This is a genomic window from Streptomyces sp. NPDC041191, from assembly GCF_055591945.1.
In genome coordinates this window covers 275006-291459 of record NZ_JBVIZC010000005.1, presented here as the reverse complement: position 1 = coordinate 291459, position 16454 = coordinate 275006, and the positions used below count along the sequence as shown (strand labels likewise).

Below are 16454 nucleotides of genomic sequence, written 5' to 3'. Positions count from 1 at the left end.
ATGCCCGGTCACGGGCGGGGTACGCGAACGACACCCTCCTGGATGACCGAGATCGCCAGCTTTCCGTCCCGGGTCCAGATCCGGGCCTGGCCGAGGCCGCGCCCGCCGGACGAGGTGGGGGACTCCTGGTCGTAGAGGAGCCATTCGTCGGCCCGGAAGGGCCGGTGGAACCACATCGCGTGGTCGAGGGAGGCCCCCACCACGTCCCCGACGGCCCAGCCGCCCCGCCCGTGCGCGAGCAGGACGGAGTCGAGCAGCGTCATGTCGGAGACGTACGTCGCCAGGCAGACGTGCAGCAGGGGGTCGTCGGACAGTTTGCCGCGGGTGCGGAACCACACCTGCGAGCGCGGTTCGCGCGGCTCCCCGACCGAACCCCACGGCGGGGTGTCCGCGTACCGCAGGTCGACGGCCGCCCGTGCCTCCAGAAGGCGCTCCGCGACTTCCGCCGGCAGGTGCCGGGGCAGCGTCTCCCCGGCCGTCGGCAGCGACTCCGGGTCCGGCGCGGCCGGCATGTCCGCCTGGTGGTCCAGCCCCTCCTCGTACGCCTGGAAGGACGCGGAGAGGTGGAAGACCGGCTGCCCGTGCTGGACGGCGACGACCCGGCGGGTGGTGAAGGAGCGGCCGTCGCGGATGCGGTCGACCGCGTACACGATCGGCGCGCCCGGGTCCCCGGGGCGCAGGAAGTACGCGTGCAGGGAGTGGGCGAGGCGGTCGGCGGGCACGGTGCGGCCCGCCGCCACCAGCGCCTGGGCGGCCACCTGGCCGCCGAAGACGCGGGGGACGAGCGAGGACCGGGAGCGCCCCCGGAAGATGTCCCGGTCGATCCGCTCCAGGTCGAGCAGATCGAGCAGGGCGTCCAGGGCGCCGGGGGTGTCCGGGGCGCCGCCGGGGGTGTCCGGGGCGCCGCCGGGAGCGTCCGGGCCGCCCCGGACGCCCCGGGCGTCGTGCGCTTCGGGCACGTGGACCTACAGGCCCATCGACTTCGCGATGATCGACTTCATGATCTCGCTGGTGCCGCCGTAGATGCGGTTGACGCGGTTGTCGGCGTACAGGCGGGCGATCGGGTACTCGTTCATGTAGCCGTAGCCGCCGTGGAGCTGGAGGCAGCGGTCGATGACGCGGTGGGCGACCTCGGTGCAGAACAGCTTGGCGCTCGCGGCCTCGGCCGGGGTCAGCTCACCCGCGTCCAGGGCCTCCAGGGCGCGGTCCGCGACGGCCTCGGCGGCGTCGACCTCGGCCTGGCAGGCGGCCAGCTCGAACTTGGTGTTCTGGAAGGAGGCGACCGGCTTGCCGAAGACCGTGCGGTCCGTGACGTACTGCTGCGCGAAGCGGATCGCGGCCTTGGCCTGGGCGTAGGCGCCGAAGGCGATGCCCCAGCGCTCGGAGGCCAGGTTGTGGCCGAGGTAGGAGAAGCCCTTGCCCTCCTCGCCGAGCAGGTCCTCGACGGGCACCTTCACGTCGACGAACGCCAGCTCGGCGGTGTCGGAGGTGCGCAGGCCCAGCTTGTCGAGCTTGCGTCCGATGGAGTAGCCCTCGGACTTGGTGTCCACGGCGAAGAGGGAGATGCCGAAGCGGCGGTCCTCGGCGCTCGGGGCGGAGGTGCGGGCGCAGACGATCACGCGGTCGGCGTGGACGCCGCCGGTGATGAAGGTCTTGGCGCCGTTGAGGACGTAGTGGGTGCCGTCCTCGGAGAGCTTGGCGGTGGTCTTCATGCCCGCGACGTCGGAGCCGGTGCCCGGCTCGGTCATGGCGAGCGCCCACATCTCCTCGCCGCTGACGAACTTCGGCAGGTAGCGCTTCTTCTGGTCCTCGGTGGCCAGCATCTTGATGTACGGCAGGGCAAGCAGGACGTGGACGCCGGAGCCGCCGAACTGGACGCCGGCGCGCGAGGTCTCCTCGTAGAGGACCGCCTCGAACTTGTGGGTGTCCAGACCCGCGCCGCCGAACTCCTCGGGCACGTTGATGCCGAAGACGCCCAGCTCGCCGAGCTTGTAGTAGAAGTCGCGGGGGGCCTGGCCGGCCGCGAACCACTCGTCGTAGACGGGGACGACCTCGGCCTCGATGAAGGCCCGGATGGTCTCCCGGAACGCCTCGTGGTCCTCGTTGAATACGGTACGGCGCACGGTGCGACTCCTCCGGTGTGCGGGCCCAAATGCCTAAGCGCTTGCTCAGTCTGTCGTCAACGAAGTTACCCAGCGGTCACCCGCCCTGTCCAGACTCCCCGCCTGTGATCCAGGCACGCCCCACGGAGTCGTACCCGAACACGGGCCGCCCCTCCGCCCCGCTCGTCCGAAAGGGTGCGCCGTCCTCGTCCCCGATCCGGACCGTGCCCCGGCGCCCCTCCGCACTCCACTCCAGCTCCAGGTACCAGCGGCAGTCGCACCCCGTCGTCGCCGCCGAGACCAGCAGCTCCCCCGGATCGGCGGAGTCGACCGCGTACGGGAAGGAGACCGCCGGGAGCGTCCGGCCCTCCTGCCCGGAGGCGTCGTACCCGTCCACCGCCCGCGCCACCGGCCGGGGCCGGTCCAGGTCCACCTCGAAACGGCGCGGCGTCACCGCCCCGCCGCACCCCTCGTCCATCCGGTACGCCGCCCACGGCAGCGGCGCCCCCCGCTCCACCACCCGCACGTGCAGCGCCTGGAGCACCACCGCCGCCGCGCCCTTCCCCTGCACCGACACCCGCACCAGCGTCTCCCCGCCGTCCACGGCCCCCCGCGCCGCCGCCCAGCTCCGCGCGTCGGCCGCCTCCGGCGGGGGAGGGGGCGTCCGCTCCACGAGGTAGGTGTGCCCGCACCCGTTCTTCCAGAGGTCCGAGGCGACCGTCCAGGTCAGCGGCGCCGCCGGTCCGGCGGCCCGCTCCCGGGCCTTCCCGGGCAGGAGTACGGCTCCGAGGGTCACCGCCCCCACGACCGCCAGCGCCCCGCCGGCCACGCCCGCCCACCCCCACCGACGCCTCCGCCGCACGGGCGGGAGGTCCGGCACGGGCGCGTGCGCGGGTGCGGACTCCGGGGCGGGTTCGGGCTCGGACGCGGGTTCGGGGGCCGACTCGGGCTCCGGTGCCGGAGGGCGGCGGGCGCGGTCCGCTTCCGTCCAGGCCGCCTCCAGGGCCCGCCGCTCCTCCTCGTCCGCCCCGCACAGCAGGGCGAGGCGGCCGACCACGGCGAACGCCTCCGGGACGGTCGCGCCCGAGCAGTAGCGGTGGAGGGTGGACGCGCTGACGCCCAGGCGCCGGCCCAGCGCCTCGTAGCTCCTCCCGTCCCGCGCCTTCAGCGCGCGCACGCGCCGCGCGAACTCCCCGACCCTGTCGTCCTCCGGCATTCCATCCCCCTCGCCCCCGCGTCCCACCCCTCACGTCCTTGCACGTCAGCGGGGGTGGGATGGTTCCGGGACGGGCGGAGGGCGCGTCACCGTTGCGGGCGGCGGACCGCCGGCCCGACGCTGGTGGAGCACCGACCGGACCCACCACCCGACGGGGGACCCACCACCATGCACAAGCTCCGCACCGCACTCGCCACCGCCGCCGCGACCGCCCTGGGCCTCGCGGCCCTCGCCACGGCCCCGGCGCAGGCAGCCGCCCAGCCCGCCTTCCTGACCGCCTCCCAGATGCCGCCGGCGCCGACGCCGTGGACCGCCACCCAGATCTTCACCGGCGTCCCGGAGAACGGCGGCGCCCTCTGCGCCCCGTACAAGATCCCGGCGCGGAACACCCGCTACCGCGAGTTCACCACCGAACTCGACACCAACGGCGTCCAGATCACCACCGTCGCCCCCACCGAGGCCGACGCCGTGAAGCTGGTCGGCACCCTCCGCACGGCCCTCGCGGGCTGCGGGCCCCTCCTTGAGCAGCAGAACCCGGGCCTGGACGCCGTCAGCGCGTACCACGGCACGCTCGCCGTGGAGGAGGGCGCCTGGGTCTACAGCCTGGACACCGCCGACCCGCAGATCGGCAGCACCGACATCCACCTCTTCTCCGTCGGCCGCGACGGCCGCACCGTCACCCTGGTCCGCTGGGGGCAGATGGGCGACCTCGCGGACGCCCCGCTGACCGCCTTCCGCACGACGACGAAGACGGCCGTGAACAAGCTCTACTGATCCGGGGGCTTCCCCGGAGGCCGATCGCAACTCCGCAGCGGCGCGGCCCGAACCTGGACGCGCCGCTGCCGTACCCGCCCACTCCGCCGGCGGCGGAGAGGGGCCGGCATGCTGCTGGGATTCCGCACGGCCAATGTGCGGTCACTGCGCGACGAACAAGAACTGAGTTCTGGCCCGAGGTCTGGTGCCTCTTCGACAGGGACCAGCACGAGCAGATCCCGGACGCCTTCAAACCGGCGAAGGAGGCGGGCGTGCGGATCGCCTTCTCGCACCCCTGCTTCGAGCTCTGGCGACTGCTCCACCACAAGCCGGTCCAGAGCACCTTCGGCGGTGTCTGCGGGGAGGCGGTGAAGCTCCTCCCCTTCGCGAACGACGCCGAGAACATCAAGAGCGTCCTTCCCGGGCAGATCCCGAAGGGCAGTTTCGCCCTCGCGAAGAAGCGGGCCCAGGAGATCAACGCCCGGCACCCCGCCGGCAAGGCCAAGGAGCTGAGGGACCCGTACACGGACGTGTACGAGTTCGTCGAGGAGGGGCTCGGCATCACCGCGTACTGACCGGGTTCGAGTGTCCGGGCAGTCAGTCGTCCGTCTTCACCGCCGTCACGAACGACGACCAAGCGCCCGGAGGGAAGAGGAGCGCGGGGCCGTGGGGGATCTTGGAGTCACGGACCGGGACGCCGGACGGGTGGCCGTCCAGGACCTCGACGCAACTCCCGCCGTCTCCGCTGCTGTAGGACGACTTTCGCCAGCCGGTCAGCGCGGCCGCGTTGGGGATGGTGCGGTCAGTCATGGTGCCCGTAGTCCTTTGCCGTCGCCCTCAGGAGGGCGAGCGACTCCTTGCGGGGGAGTGCGTCGCCCAAGGCGAGAGTGTAGGTGCGCTGCAAGGTCTCTACCAGGGCGGGCGAATCGTGCAGTCTGCCCATGAGCACGCCCTCGCCGTAGGCGACCGGTGGCTGGTCGTCGAACATCATCAGCGACAGCATCCCTTGGAGCAGCGGGTGGTAGCCCGCTCCGAAGGGGAGGACGTGCACGCGAATCCGATCGCGCTCCACCATGCCGATGAGATGGTCCAGTTGCTCCGCCATGATCTCCGGGCTCCCGATGTGGCGGCGCAGTACCGCCTCGTCCATCAGGGCGCAGAACAGCGGTGTGGCGGGATCGGAGAGGATCTTCGCCCGCTCCAGCCGTGTGACAAGGAGCTTGTCACCTTCCTCTTCACTCCGGGGGGTGACGCTCGGCCGTAGAACAGCACGGGCGTACCTCTCGGTCTGGAGGACGCCGGGTACGAGGGACAGGGCGAACTCCTGGACCACCGTCGCCTGTCGTTCGAGTTCCAGTGCCGCCCCGAAGTAGTCCGCGACTGCCACGTCCTGCTTCGGCAGGAAGCTTTGCAGGACGTTTCCCGTGCCCAGCGCCCCGTCCAGTCTCCGCGCGTCCTCCCGGGACGGTGTCCGGCGGCCCGCCTCGATGTGGGCGATGTGCGAACGGGTCATGATCGCGGTGTCGGCCAGCTCCTGCTGGGTGAGTCCGGCGGCCTCGCGTCGCGCCTTCAGCCACTCCCCGTAGACGTTGCTCATCCTCGACTCCTCCGTGACAAAAGGCCCGTCACCCCGAACCCCCTGTTCAGGGTAGTCGCGGCGGTCTCAGGCTGTGAGGGAATCGCTACGGAGCGAAGTCCCCCGTGGCCGTCGTGAACGGTCCGGGGGGCGTGGCCCTCACCCCTGCGGGAGTCGAAGACGTGTTGCCCTGTATCGCCCGGACGCTGACCTCGCTGCTGCGGCTCCCGTGGCCCCCGCCGCCCGGGCGCCACCGCCCGCCGTACGCCCGCGCCGTCCCCGTGCCCGGCCTGCCCGGGTCCGCTCCCGCCCGTGCCCCCGAGCCGTGTCTCGGGGGAGAGGACAGTCCCCTCGTCCGGCCGTACTTCGTCGCCCACGAGAGCCGTCGGGCCGAGGCCCGGCGTCAGCGGGGTCGCCGTCGTGCGCTCTGGTTCGCCGTGCACGGCATCGACCTCGGCCCCCGTGTCCTCCACGGACGGGAGGTCGCGGCGTGAACCCGCACACCACGGACGGCGCCCGTCTGCTCCCCTGGACCGGCGCCGGCGACAAGCCCTGTTATCTCGTCGGCGGCGGCGAGGGATACGTCTCCCACGTCGCCGACAACGTCGAGAGCGTGCAGCTCGGCATGGCCGCCGATCTCCTCGGCCACGTCGAGGACCTGTTGGGCGACCGCTCGGCCACTCCCGAGCAACTCCGTTACGTCGTCGCCCGCCTGGCGGAGTCCCTGCGCGAGGTGCACCGGGTCGCGCGGAGCCGGGGCGCGCGCCTCGTGGCGGCGTCCGTCCGGGCCGGCCACCCCGGGTAGCGGGAGCCGGCCCGGGTCACGGAGCCCCGAGCGCGAACCACAGCTCCATCCGTACGTCCGGGTCGTCCAGGTCCCGGTCGAGGAGCGCCGTACAGCGGGTGACGCGCTGGCGGACGGTGTTGCGGTGGATTCCCAGGGCGGTCGCCGTGCGGTCCCAGTTGCCGTGCAGGGACAGCCAGGCGCGCAGGGTCTCCCTGAGCGGTTCGTCCAGGGGCGCGAGGAGGGTCCGGGCGTGGGCGGCGGCCTCGTCCGGGTCCACGAGGGACGCGAGGCCGCCCGGGCGGTGGCGCACGAGCACCGACCGGGTGGCCTCCGCGCGGCGCAGGGCCCGCGCCGCCTGCCGGTCGGCGGCGGGGAGGTCCCCGGCCCCGGCCGGGGCGGAGACGCCCAGAAACCAGCCGGGCCGGGCGGTGACGGGGACGGAAGCGGGCAGGAGGAGCCGTACGGAGGCGGGGGCCGCCCCGGAGACACGGGCCGCTCCTGCCTCCCCAAGGGCCTCCCCGGGCTCCTCTCCCGGGACTGCGGACGGCCCCGTCTCCACCAGCCCCGTCCCCAGCGACGCCGCCAGGTCCGCCGCCGCGAACGGGGTGCCGTCGCCGCCCCTCGCGTGGACCACCGTCCACGGCCCCGGACCCAGGGCGGCCGCCGCCTCCGCCGGGGAGGCGCCCAGGAGCAGCCGGACCAGGGCCCCGTCCCGCGCCGCCGCGTCCGCGCCCCGGTGCGGGGCCGTCAGGAGGGAGAGCAGGACCACCGCGACGCCCGCGACCGTGTGGTCGCCGGGGCCGAGCCGTTCCGTCGCCACACCGAGCGCCGGGCCGTCCCCGCCGCCCAGCGCGTAGGCGGCGAGCCGCAGTCCCTCCGCCTCCCCGCTCGCCGAGGCTGGTCCGCCCGGCCCGCCGGAGACCAGCCCCGCCAGCTCCGCGAGTCTCCCCGCCGCCTCTGCCGGAACCTCCCGGCCGGCCGCCGCCGCCACCGCGCCGTCCGTCCCGAACAGGACCGCCCGGCCGCCCAGCCGCGAGGCGAGCGCGCCGAGGACCGCCGGGACCGGGGCCGGCCGGGCCGCCGCCGTCGCCAGGGACTGCTGCGCCTCCGTCACCCGGCGCAGCTCGCGCAGCCGGGCCTCCGCCATCAGCCGCCACACCGCCCGCGCCACCGCCGTGAACGGGGTGCGCGGCGGGACTTCGAGCAGGGGGAGCCCCGCGCGGGCGCAGGCGTCGACCAGCTCCGCCGGGACCGTGTCGTACACCGGCGTCACCCCGAAGGCGAGCGCCGCCGCCCCGGCCTCCACCACCCGTTCCACGTACCGCGCCGGATCGGCGAGCTGCACGCCCGCCGTCATCAGGAGCTCGCCGCCGAGCAGGTACGGGTACGGGTCGGCCATCTCCGAGGTGTGCACCCAGTGCAGGGGGGCGTCCCCGGGCCCGGCGAGCAGCCGCAGGCCCAGGTCCCGGCGGGCGAGCAGGGCGGCGAGCGGGACCGGGGGAGCGGGCGGGGAGCCGGGGCCGGCGGGGTGGGTGCTCATGGACCCTTCGTACACCAGGCGCTCGTACAGTGGAGGAAACGCACACTTCTGCCCGGCTTTCCCGGCGCCTACCGTCGTGCCGGAGAACCAAGCCGGAGAACCCGTCCGGACAACCCCCTCGCCCCCCCGGAGGACCCGACCATGAGCAGCAGCGACCAGAACGCCTTCCGCGGCCCCATCGACTCGTCCCGCGTCCCGCGGTACGCGGGTCCCGCGACGTTCGCCCGGCTGCCGCGGCTGGACGAGGTCGGCACCGCCGACGTCGCCGTGGTCGGCGTCCCCTTCGACAGCGGCGTCTCCTACCGCCCCGGCGCCCGCTTCGGCGGCAACGCCATCCGCGAGGCGTCCCGCCTGCTCCGCCCCTACAACCCGGCGCAGGACGCCTCCCCGTTCGCCCTCGCGCAGGTCGCGGACGCCGGTGACATCGCCGCCAACCCCTTCCACATCAACGAGGCCGTCGAGACCGTCGAGGCCGCCGCCGACGAGATCCTCGGCACCGGCGCCCGCATGATGACCCTCGGCGGCGACCACACCATCGCGCTCCCGCTGCTCCGCTCGGTCGCCAAGAAGCACGGCCCGGTCGCCCTGCTCCACTTCGACGCGCACCTCGACACCTGGGACACGTACTTCGGCGCCGAGTACACCCACGGCACCCCGTTCCGCCGGGCCGTCGAGGAGGGCATCCTCGACACCGAGGCGCTGTCGCACGTCGGCACGCGCGGCCCGCTCTACGGCAAGCAGGACCTCACCGACGACGAGAAGATGGGCTTCGGCATCGTCACCTCCGCCGACGTCTACCGGCGCGGCGCCGACGAGGTCGCGGACCAGCTCCGCCAGCGCATCGGGGACCGCCCGCTGTACATCTCCATCGACATCGACTGCCTCGACCCGGCCCACGCGCCCGGCACCGGCACCCCCGAGGCGGGCGGCATGACCTCCCGCGAACTCCTGGAGATCCTGCGCGGCCTGTCCTCCTGCAACCTGGTCTCCGCCGATGTCGTCGAGGTCGCCCCGGCCTACGACCACGCCGAGATCACCGCCGTCGCCGCCTCCCACACGGCGTACGAGCTGACGACGATCATGGCCCGGCAGATCGCGGCCGGCCGCGCGGCGCGGTAGCCGACGGACGCGCGGGGCGGGGCGCGACCCCGCCCCGCGCGACACTTGTGGCTGCCGGCCGTACCCGCCCCACCACACCACCGCCCCGAGGGACCCGCCATGACCCACGACCACGACCTGGTCCTGCGCCCCACGCCCGCCCAGACCGAGGCGGCCCTGAACCCGCCCCCGGGGCGGACCGGCGGCGACCTGGTGATCGAGACCCTGGCCGGGCTCGGCGCGACCACCGTCTTCGGCCTGCCGGGGCAGCACGCGCTCGGGATGTTCGACGCGCTGCGCCGCTCCTCCCTGCGGTACGTCGGCCTGCGCGCCGAGAACAACGCGGGCTTCGCCGCCGACGCGTACGGGCGGATCACCGGCGAGGCGGCCCCGCTGCTGCTCTCCGCCGGACCCGGCGCCCTCATGGCGCTCCCCGCGCTCCAGGAGGCCGCCGCCGCCTCCGCCCCCGTCGTCGCGATCGCCGCCCAGGTCCCGGTGGCCGGGCTCGGCGGCGGCCGGCACGGCCACCTGCACGAGCTGCGCGACCAGCGGGCGTCCTTCCGGGACGTCGTGAAGTCCGTCCACACGGCCCGCACGCCGTCCCAGATCCCCTCCGCGATCGCCGCCGCCTGGGAGTCGGCGCTCACCGCCCCGCACGGGCCCGTCTGGGTGGAGGTCCCGCAGGACGTGCTCGCGGCGGAGACGGTCCTGCCGGTGGTCACCGCGATGGACGCCACCCCCGAGGACATCGTCCCGCGCCCCGAGCTGACGGCCCTCGCGGCCCACCTGCTCGCGGGCGCCGAACGGCCCGTGATCATCGCGGGCGGCGGGGTCGTCCGCTCCGACGCGTCGGGGAAGCTGCGGGCCCTGGCCGAACGGATCGACGCGCCCGTGGTCACCACCTTCGGCGGCAAGGGCGCCTTCCCCTGGACGCACCCGCTGTCCCTCCAGTCCTGGCTGGAGGACCGGCACACCACCGACTTCCTGGAGGACGCCGACGTCCTCCTCGTGGTCGGCTCGGGGCTCGGGGAGCTGTCCTCGAACTACCACACCCTCGCCCCGCGCGGCCGGGTGATCCAGATCGAGGCGGACGCGGGGAAGCTGGAGTCCAACCACCCGGCGCTCGGCATCCACGCCGACGCCCGGCTCGCGCTCCAGGCCCTCCTGGAGACGGTCGGGGAGCGCGCCGACCCGACCGCCCCCGAGCGGGTCGCGGCCGTCCTCGGCAAGGTCCGGGACCGGATCGCCGCGCAGGACCTCGACCTGGAGCAGCGGGTCGTCGCCGCCGTGCGCGAGGCGCTCCCGGCGCGGTCCCCGAGCTTCTGGGACATGACGATCCTCGCGTACTGGGCGTGGTCGGCCTTCGACGCCCGGCACCCGAACACCATGCACTCCGCCCAGGGCGCCGGCGGCCTCGGCTACGCCTTCCCCGCCGCCCTCGGCGCGGCCGTCGCGGACCCCTCCCGGCCGGTCCTGGCGGTCTCCGGCGACGGCGGCGCGATGTACTCGCTCGCGGAGCTGGCCACGGCGAAGCAGCACGGGCTCGACGTGACGTGGCTGATCGTGGACGACGGGGGGTACGGCATCCTGCGGGAGTACATGAACGACGCGTACGGCGAGGCCACCGGCACCGAGCTGACCCGCCCGGACTTCGTCGCCCTCGCGGAATCCTTCGGCGTCCCCGGCGTCCTCACCACCCCCGGCACCCTGGCCGCCGACCTCGCGAAGGCCCTCGCGGTCCCGGGCCCCTCGGTGGTCGTCCTCCCGGCGCTCCTGAGGATGTTCGAGCCGACGCACCTGTGAGGCACCGCCCCGGCGCAACCCTCCCGCCTCCTCGCGGGTCCTCCTCCCCGGGGGCCCGCGGGGCCGTGCCGCACGCGAGGGAGGGAACGCCGCATGAGGACCGTCCGCAGAGTGACCAGGGGCGTCAAGGAGTTCCTGCTCGAAACGGTCGGTGAGGCCGTCGCCGAACTGGTCCTCACCGTCCTCGCCTGCGCCCTGCTCGCGGGCCTGCTGCTGCTCGCCGGGCTGAGCTGGTCCTTCAGCCCCCGCCTGACACTCGCGGGCGCCGCGCTGCTCGCCCTGTTCCTCGCCCACGGCGCCTGGACGGTCTTCCGTGACCCCGCGAAGAAGCGCGCCGGGCGGCGACTCGCCGCCGCGAGCACGGCGGGCTTCTCCCTCGCCGCCGGCACGGCCGTGTTCCTCCTCTTCTACGGGACCGGCTGCCCTTGCTGAACGACCGTCCCCACCGCCCTGCGCGGCGCGTTCGCCGCCCCCCGGTTCAGACGACGAGCGCGGCCCACCTCTCGCGGTAGCGGGCGGTCTGCTCCTCGTAGCCCCGCCGGAACTCGGCGATCTCGTCCGGGCTCAGGTTCTTGTCGTGCATCCGCCCCGGCGGCACGAGTCCCATGACGTCCCCGACGAGCATCCGGGCGGCCTCCGCGTGCGTGCCGCCCCGCTCCAGGGCCACGAGCAGGTGGGGCCCGGCCGCCTCCAGCATCCGCAGGACGTGCTTCCGCGGGGTGTCCGTCGTGTTCCTCAGCCGGGCCGGGGCCCTCAGCCCGCTCCTCCCGGTCGCCAGTTCCTCCAGTACGCAGAGGGCCGCGTGCAGCTGCCCCCACCCGTATGCCCGTCCTTTTCCGTCCCGCGTCACGAACTCCCCTTCCGGCCGATCCGTGCGACGACCGCACGCGGTCCTCCTACCCGTCCGCGGGGCCGTTCGCGCGGACGGACGGCGTCCGCCGTGCCGCCCTCCGGGCATCCGCACGGGCGTTCGGGGCCGCCGCCCGCGCACCGGGACGGTCCCCGGGACCGGGACCGGAGACCGAGTCCCCTCCGACTTCCGTCCCGGTCTTCGTAACGGCGGGATGAAATCGCACGTCGGCCGTGTTGGGCCTTCCGGCAGAACAGGACGAACGGGAGGCACCACGTGGCGGCGGTCGGGGAGAAACAACAGGGCTGGGCCCGGCGGCTCGCGGGCTACGCCTGGCGGTACAGGGCGAACGTGATCCTCGCGCTCGGGTCGTCCCTCCTCGGCATGGCGGTGCTCGCCCTCGTGCCGCTCGTCACCAAGGTGATCATCGACGACGTCATCGGGACGAGGACCCGGTCCCTCGCCACCTGGACCGGGTTCCTGATCGCCGCCGCCGTCCTCGTCTACCTCCTCACCTACGTCCGCCGCTACTACGGCGGACGGCTCGCCCTCGACGTCCAGCACGACCTGCGCACCGACATGTACGCCACCATCACCCGGCTCGACGGGCGGCGGCAGGACGAACTGTCCACCGGGCAGGTCGTCGGGCGGGCCACCAGCGACCTCCAGCTCATCCAGGGGCTCCTCTTCATGCTCCCGATGACGGTCGGGAACGTGCTGCTCTTCCTCATCTCGCTGGCCGTCATGGCCTGGCTGTCGGTCCCGCTCACCCTCGTCGCGCTCGCCGTCGCCCCCGCGCTCTGGTACGTCGCCAAGCGCAGCCGTGCCCGCCTCCACCCCGCCACCTGGCACGCGCAGCAGCAGGCCGGCGTCGTCGCCGGCGTCGTCGACGGGGCCGTGACCGGCGTCCGGGTCGTCAAGGGCTTCGGCCAGGAGGACCAGGAGACCGGCAAGATCCGCGAGGCCGGGCGGAAGCTGTTCGCCGGCCGGCTGCGGACGATCCGGCTGAACGCGAGGTACACCCCGGCCCTCCAGGCCGTGCCCGCCCTCGGCCAGGTCGCCGTCCTCGCCCTCGGCGGCTGGCTCGCCTACCGCGGCGAGATCACCCTCGGCACCTTCGTCGCCTTCTCCGCCTACCTGGCCTCCCTCGTCGGCCCGGTCCGCATGCTCGCCATGGTCCTCACCGTCGGCCAGCAGGCCCGCGCCGGCGTGGACCGGGTCCTCGACCTCATCGACACCGAGCCGGTCGTCCGGGACGGCACCGAGGAGCTGCCGGCCGACGCCCCCGCCACCGTCGAGTTCGACGACGTGTCCTTCGCGTACGAGGGCGGCACCCCCGTCCTCGACGGCTTCTCCCTGGAGATCCGCCCCGGCGAGACCGTCGCCGTCGTCGGCGCCTCCGGCTCCGGCAAGTCCACCGTCTCGCTCCTCCTGCCCCGCTTCTACGACGTCTCCCGCGGCGCCGTCCTCGTCGGCGGCCACGACGTCCGCGACCTCACCCTGGACTCCCTGCGCGCCGCCGTCGGGCTCGTCCCCGAGGACTCCTTCCTCTTCTCCGACACCGTCCGCGCCAACATCGCGTACGGATTCCCGGAGGCCACCCAGGAGCAGGTCGAGGCCGCCGCCCGCGCCGCCCGGGCCGACCGGTTCATCGCCGAGCTGCCCGAGGGGTACGACACCAAGGTCGGCGAGCACGGCCTCACCCTCTCCGGCGGCCAGCGCCAGCGCGTCGCGCTCGCCCGCGCGATCCTCACCGACCCCCGGCTGCTCCTCCTCGACGACGCCACCTCGGCCGTGGACGCCAAGGTCGAGCACGAGATCCACGAGGCCCTGAAGTCGGTGATGGCGGGCCGCACCACCCTGCTGATCGCGCACCGCCGCTCCACCCTCCACCTCGCGGACCGCATCGCCGTCCTCGACGGCGGGCGCCTCGCGGACATCGGCACCCAGGCCGAGCTGGAGGAGCGCTCCCCGCTCTTCCGCCGTCTGCTCACCGACCCCGAGGAGCTGGGCGCCGCCTCGCCCGGCCACCCCGCGCCGACCGGGCCCGCCGGGGACGACCACGCGCTGCGGGACGAGCTGGACGCCGAGTTCGACGCCGAGCGGGGCGTCACCCCCGCCCTGTGGGAACGGGACGGGGCCGCGGACCGGGAGAGCGCCCCGCCCGGGGCCACCCCCGAACTGCTCGCCGCCGTCGAGGCCCTGCCGCCCGCCACCGACACCCCGGACGTGGACGAGGCGCGGGCCGTGGCCCCCGAGGAGTCGTACGGACTGCGCCGGCTGCTCCGGGGCTTCGGGCTCCCGCTGCTCGTCAGCCTCGGCCTGGTCGCCCTCGACGCCGGAGCGGGCCTGCTGCTGCCCGTCCTCATCCGGCACGGCATCGACGAGGGCGTGAACCGGCTCGCGATCGGCGCCGTCTGGGCGGCCTCCGCGCTCGCCCTGGTCACCGTGCTCGTGCAGTGGGCCGCGCAGACCGCCGAGATCCGGATGACCGGCCGCACCGGCGAGCGGGTGCTCTACGCGCTGCGCCTGAAGCTCTTCGCCCAGCTCCAGCGGCTCGGCCTGGACTACTACGAGCGCGAGCTCACCGGCCGGATCATGACCCGGATGACGACGGACGTGGACGCCCTGTCCACCTTCCTCCAGACGGGCCTGGTCACCGCCTTCGTCTCCGTCGTGACCTTCTTCGGGATCATGGTCGCGCTGCTCGTGCTCGACCTCCAGCTCGCCCTGGTCGTCTTCGCGACCCTGCCGGTCCTCGCCGTCGCCACGTACTTCTTCCGCCGCTCCAGCGTGAAGGCGTACGAGCTGGCGCGCGAGCGGATCAGCGTCGTCAACGGCGACCTCCAGGAGTCGGTCTCCGGGCTCCGGATCGTGCAGGCGTTCCGCCGCGAGCGGGCGGGCGCGGCCCGGTTCGCCGGGCGCAGCGACTCCTACCGCGAGGCGCGCGTCCGGGGCCAGTGGCTCATCTCGGTCTACTTCCCGTTCGTGACGCTGCTGTCCTCGGTCGCCGCCGCCGCCGTCATGATCGTCGGCGCGCACCGGATCGAGGCGGGCACGCTCACCACCGGCGCGCTCGTCGCCTACCTCCTCTACATCGACCTGTTCTTCGCCCCCGTGCAGCAGCTCTCCCAGGTCTTCGACGGCTACCAGCAGGCCACCGTCTCGCTCGGGCGGATGCGGGAACTCCTCCAGGAGCCGACCTCGACGGCCGCCGCCGACGCGCCCCTGGAGGTGCCCCCGCTGCGCGGCGAGATCGCCTTCGAGGACGTCTCCTTCGCGTACGGGGGAGAGGACGGGGCCACGAAGAAGGAGACCGCCCTCACCGGCATCGACCTCCGCATCCCCGCCGGGCAGACCGTCGCCTTCGTCGGCGAGACCGGCGCCGGGAAGTCCACCCTGGTCAAGCTGGTCGCGCGGTTCTACGACCCGACGGGCGGCCGGGTCACCGTCGACGGCACCGACCTGCGGGACCTCGACCTCGCCGGGTACCGGCACCGGCTCGGCGTCGTCCCCCAGGAGGCGTACCTCTTCGCCGGGACGGTCCGCGACGCCATCGCCTACGGGCGTCCCGGGGCGACCGACGCCGAGGTGGAGGCGGCGGCCCGCGCGGTCGGCGCGCACGACATGATCGCCACGCTGGAGGGCGGCTACCTCCACGAGGTGGCCGAGCGCGGCCGGAACCTCTCCGCCGGGCAGCGCCAGCTCATCGCCCTCGCCCGCGCGGAACTGGTCGATCCGGACATCCTGCTCCTGGACGAGGCCACGGCGGCCCTGGACCTGGCGACCGAGGCCCAGGTCAACCGGGCCACCGACCGGCTCGCGGGGCGCCGCGCCTCCGGTTCCGTGCCGGGCGCGGGGCCGCGCACGACCCTGGTCGTCGCCCACCGCCTGACCACGGCGGCCCGCGCGGACCGGGTGGTCGTGATGGACCACGGCCGGGTCGTGGAGGACGGCACCCACGGCGAACTCCTCGCCCGGGGCGGACGGTACGCGGAGCTCTGGAAGACCTTCGCCGGGGAGCCGGAGCCGGAGCGGGTCCGGGCCTGACGGCGGACGGGCCGAGGGCCGACGGCGGACGGGTCCGGGCCCGGCGGCGGACGGGTCCGAGGCCCGACGGCGAGCGGTCCGAGGCCCGGCGGCGGACGGGTCCGGCCGGTCCCGGGGCAACCGGTCGGGGGCCGGGCGGCCGGTTCCGGGGCAACCGTTCCGGGGCCGGGCGGCCGGTCCCGGGGCAACCGTTCGGGGGCCGCGGGCGTCGTAGAACCGTACGCCTGTACGGCGTTTCGCACGGGAGGGAACCCGCATGGCCATGGACGACACGACCGCACGGCCCGTCCGGCGGTCCGCCGCCAGAGCCCTCGCGCCCCTCCTCGCGGCCCTCGCCCTGATCCTGCTCCCCGTGCCCGGCCCCGGCTCCGGCACCGCCGAGGCCGTCTCCGTCTGCCAGGGGCGGCCCAGCCGGACGGTCGCCTTCCCCACCGGGGAGCTGCGCCTCTACCGGACCCGGCAGTACGTGTGCGCCGTCACCGTCGCCCGGCGCCCCGGCCCCCGGGTGCCGATGGCCGTCTCGCTCCAGCCGCGCGGCGGGCGCGCCGCCGTCCGGAGCGGGCGGTTCGACCGGCAGACCGGGCCCGTCACCGTCCACGCCCTGCACCGCTGCGTCCGGGCGTCGGGCTCGGTGGCCGGGAAGGGGACGTCCACCGGGTGGATTCTGTGCTGATGTGCG

16 protein-coding genes are annotated in these 16454 nt (G+C 74.6%); 9 read left to right on the top strand and 7 right to left on the bottom strand.

Translation table 11 applies throughout. From position 1 onward, the window contains the following. Window positions 1-8: 8 nt before the first annotated feature. From ACZ6AQ_RS12450 to ACZ6AQ_RS12440, 3 genes are all read right to left on the bottom strand, one after another. The gene (locus ACZ6AQ_RS12450; RefSeq protein ID WP_468759821.1) at window positions 9-860 is read right to left on the bottom strand and encodes an acyl-CoA thioesterase; all 852 of its coding nucleotides are present in this window, start codon (window positions 858-860) and stop codon (window positions 9-11) included. A gap of 105 nt (window positions 861-965) precedes the next feature. Then, entirely contained in the window at window positions 966-2123 is a 1158-nt protein-coding gene (locus tag ACZ6AQ_RS12445) for an acyl-CoA dehydrogenase family protein (protein WP_468759578.1), read from the bottom strand. A 76-nt stretch (window positions 2124-2199) separates the two neighbouring features. Continuing rightward, entirely contained in the window at window positions 2200-3318 is a 1119-nt protein-coding gene (locus tag ACZ6AQ_RS12440) for a helix-turn-helix domain-containing protein (protein ID WP_468759576.1), read from the bottom strand. Window positions 3319-3486: 168 nt separating this feature from the next. Here ACZ6AQ_RS12440 and ACZ6AQ_RS12435 point away from each other — a divergent pair, with 168 nt between their 5' ends. Then, window positions 3487-4092 carry a hypothetical protein gene (locus ACZ6AQ_RS12435; RefSeq protein ID WP_468759575.1) on the top strand — a complete coding sequence of 202 codons (606 nt, stop codon included), beginning with the start codon at window positions 3487-3489 and terminating at the stop codon, window positions 4090-4092. Beyond that, complete coding sequence (locus ACZ6AQ_RS12430) at window positions 4008-4646, top strand: RloB family protein (protein WP_468759819.1); 639 nt, start codon at window positions 4008-4010, stop codon at window positions 4644-4646. The genes ACZ6AQ_RS12435 and ACZ6AQ_RS12430 overlap by 85 nt, the downstream gene beginning before the upstream one ends. A 22-nt stretch (window positions 4647-4668) precedes the next feature. Here the strand turns inward: ACZ6AQ_RS12430 and ACZ6AQ_RS12425 are convergent, their stop codons facing one another. Both ACZ6AQ_RS12425 and ACZ6AQ_RS12420 read right to left on the bottom strand, forming a co-directional pair. After that, on the bottom strand, window positions 4669-4881 hold the full coding sequence (locus ACZ6AQ_RS12425; RefSeq protein ID WP_468759574.1) for a DUF397 domain-containing protein: 213 nt from the start codon (window positions 4879-4881) through the stop codon (window positions 4669-4671). Then, the gene (locus ACZ6AQ_RS12420; RefSeq protein WP_468759573.1) at window positions 4874-5668 is read right to left on the bottom strand and encodes a helix-turn-helix domain-containing protein; all 795 of its coding nucleotides are present in this window, start codon (window positions 5666-5668) and stop codon (window positions 4874-4876) included. The genes ACZ6AQ_RS12425 and ACZ6AQ_RS12420 overlap by 8 nt, the downstream gene beginning before the upstream one ends. A gap of 161 nt (window positions 5669-5829) precedes the next feature. On the opposite strand from ACZ6AQ_RS12420, the gene ACZ6AQ_RS12415 reads away from it, so the two are divergent. Together ACZ6AQ_RS12415 and ACZ6AQ_RS12410 are read left to right on the top strand one after the other, a co-directional pair. Next, window positions 5830-6141 (top strand): hypothetical protein, encoded by a 312-nt coding sequence (locus tag ACZ6AQ_RS12415; RefSeq protein ID WP_468759572.1) that lies wholly within the window; start codon window positions 5830-5832, stop codon window positions 6139-6141. Beyond that, a complete protein-coding gene (locus ACZ6AQ_RS12410; RefSeq protein ID WP_468759570.1) occupies window positions 6138-6452 on the top strand; it encodes a hypothetical protein in 315 nt (104 codons plus the stop codon). The genes ACZ6AQ_RS12415 and ACZ6AQ_RS12410 overlap by 4 nt, the downstream gene beginning before the upstream one ends. Window positions 6453-6468: 16 nt before the next feature. Here the strand turns inward: ACZ6AQ_RS12410 and ACZ6AQ_RS12405 are convergent, their stop codons facing one another. Then, a complete protein-coding gene (locus ACZ6AQ_RS12405) occupies window positions 6469-7974 on the bottom strand; it encodes a PucR family transcriptional regulator ligand-binding domain-containing protein (RefSeq protein ID WP_468759569.1) in 1506 nt (501 codons plus the stop codon). A 141-nt stretch (window positions 7975-8115) separates the two neighbouring features. On the opposite strand from ACZ6AQ_RS12405, the gene speB reads away from it, so the two are divergent. From speB to ACZ6AQ_RS12390, 3 genes are all read left to right on the top strand, one after another. After that, complete coding sequence (speB, locus tag ACZ6AQ_RS12400) at window positions 8116-9093, top strand: agmatinase (protein WP_468759568.1); 978 nt, start codon at window positions 8116-8118, stop codon at window positions 9091-9093. Window positions 9094-9192: 99 nt separating this feature from the next. Further along, a complete protein-coding gene (locus ACZ6AQ_RS12395; RefSeq protein ID WP_468759567.1) occupies window positions 9193-10875 on the top strand; it encodes a thiamine pyrophosphate-binding protein in 1683 nt (560 codons plus the stop codon). Window positions 10876-10968: 93 nt separating this feature from the next. After that, window positions 10969-11307: a lysine transporter LysE gene (locus ACZ6AQ_RS12390; RefSeq protein WP_468759565.1), complete on the top strand. Its 339-nt coding sequence runs from the start codon at window positions 10969-10971 to the stop codon at window positions 11305-11307. A 46-nt stretch (window positions 11308-11353) separates the two neighbouring features. Here the strand turns inward: ACZ6AQ_RS12390 and ACZ6AQ_RS12385 are convergent, their stop codons facing one another. Beyond that, the gene (locus ACZ6AQ_RS12385; RefSeq protein ID WP_468759563.1) at window positions 11354-11725 is read right to left on the bottom strand and encodes a hypothetical protein; all 372 of its coding nucleotides are present in this window, start codon (window positions 11723-11725) and stop codon (window positions 11354-11356) included. A 276-nt stretch (window positions 11726-12001) separates the two neighbouring features. Here ACZ6AQ_RS12385 and ACZ6AQ_RS12380 point away from each other — a divergent pair, with 276 nt between their 5' ends. Both ACZ6AQ_RS12380 and ACZ6AQ_RS12375 read left to right on the top strand, forming a co-directional pair. After that, window positions 12002-15775, top strand: coding sequence for an ABC transporter ATP-binding protein (locus tag ACZ6AQ_RS12380; protein ID WP_468759562.1), 3774 nt, complete (start codon window positions 12002-12004; stop codon window positions 15773-15775). 256 nt (window positions 15776-16031) lie between these two features. Next, window positions 16032-16448, top strand: coding sequence for a hypothetical protein (locus ACZ6AQ_RS12375; RefSeq protein WP_388692939.1), 417 nt, complete (start codon window positions 16032-16034; stop codon window positions 16446-16448). Window positions 16449-16454 lie beyond the last annotated feature (6 nt).

What these genes read in the sequence shown, in the direction of transcription:
- ACZ6AQ_RS12440 (WP_468759576.1), bottom strand. Translation starts at nt 3,318, where the DNA reads ATGCCGGAGGACGACAGGGTCGGGGAGTTCGCGCGGCGCGTGCGCGCG.
- ACZ6AQ_RS12435 (WP_468759575.1), top strand. Translation starts at nt 3,487, where the DNA reads ATGCACAAGCTCCGCACCGCACTCGCCACCGCCGCCGCGACCGCCCTG.
- ACZ6AQ_RS12425 (WP_468759574.1), bottom strand. Translation starts at nt 4,881, where the DNA reads ATGACTGACCGCACCATCCCCAACGCGGCCGCGCTGACCGGCTGGCGA.
- ACZ6AQ_RS12420 (WP_468759573.1), bottom strand. Translation starts at nt 5,668, where the DNA reads ATGAGCAACGTCTACGGGGAGTGGCTGAAGGCGCGACGCGAGGCCGCC.
- ACZ6AQ_RS12405 (WP_468759569.1), bottom strand. Translation starts at nt 7,974, where the DNA reads ATGAGCACCCACCCCGCCGGCCCCGGCTCCCCGCCCGCTCCCCCGGTC.
- speB (WP_468759568.1), top strand. Translation starts at nt 8,116, where the DNA reads ATGAGCAGCAGCGACCAGAACGCCTTCCGCGGCCCCATCGACTCGTCC.
- ACZ6AQ_RS12395 (WP_468759567.1), top strand. Translation starts at nt 9,193, where the DNA reads ATGACCCACGACCACGACCTGGTCCTGCGCCCCACGCCCGCCCAGACC.
- ACZ6AQ_RS12390 (WP_468759565.1), top strand. Translation starts at nt 10,969, where the DNA reads ATGAGGACCGTCCGCAGAGTGACCAGGGGCGTCAAGGAGTTCCTGCTC.
- ACZ6AQ_RS12375 (WP_388692939.1), top strand. Translation starts at nt 16,032, where the DNA reads ATGGCCATGGACGACACGACCGCACGGCCCGTCCGGCGGTCCGCCGCC.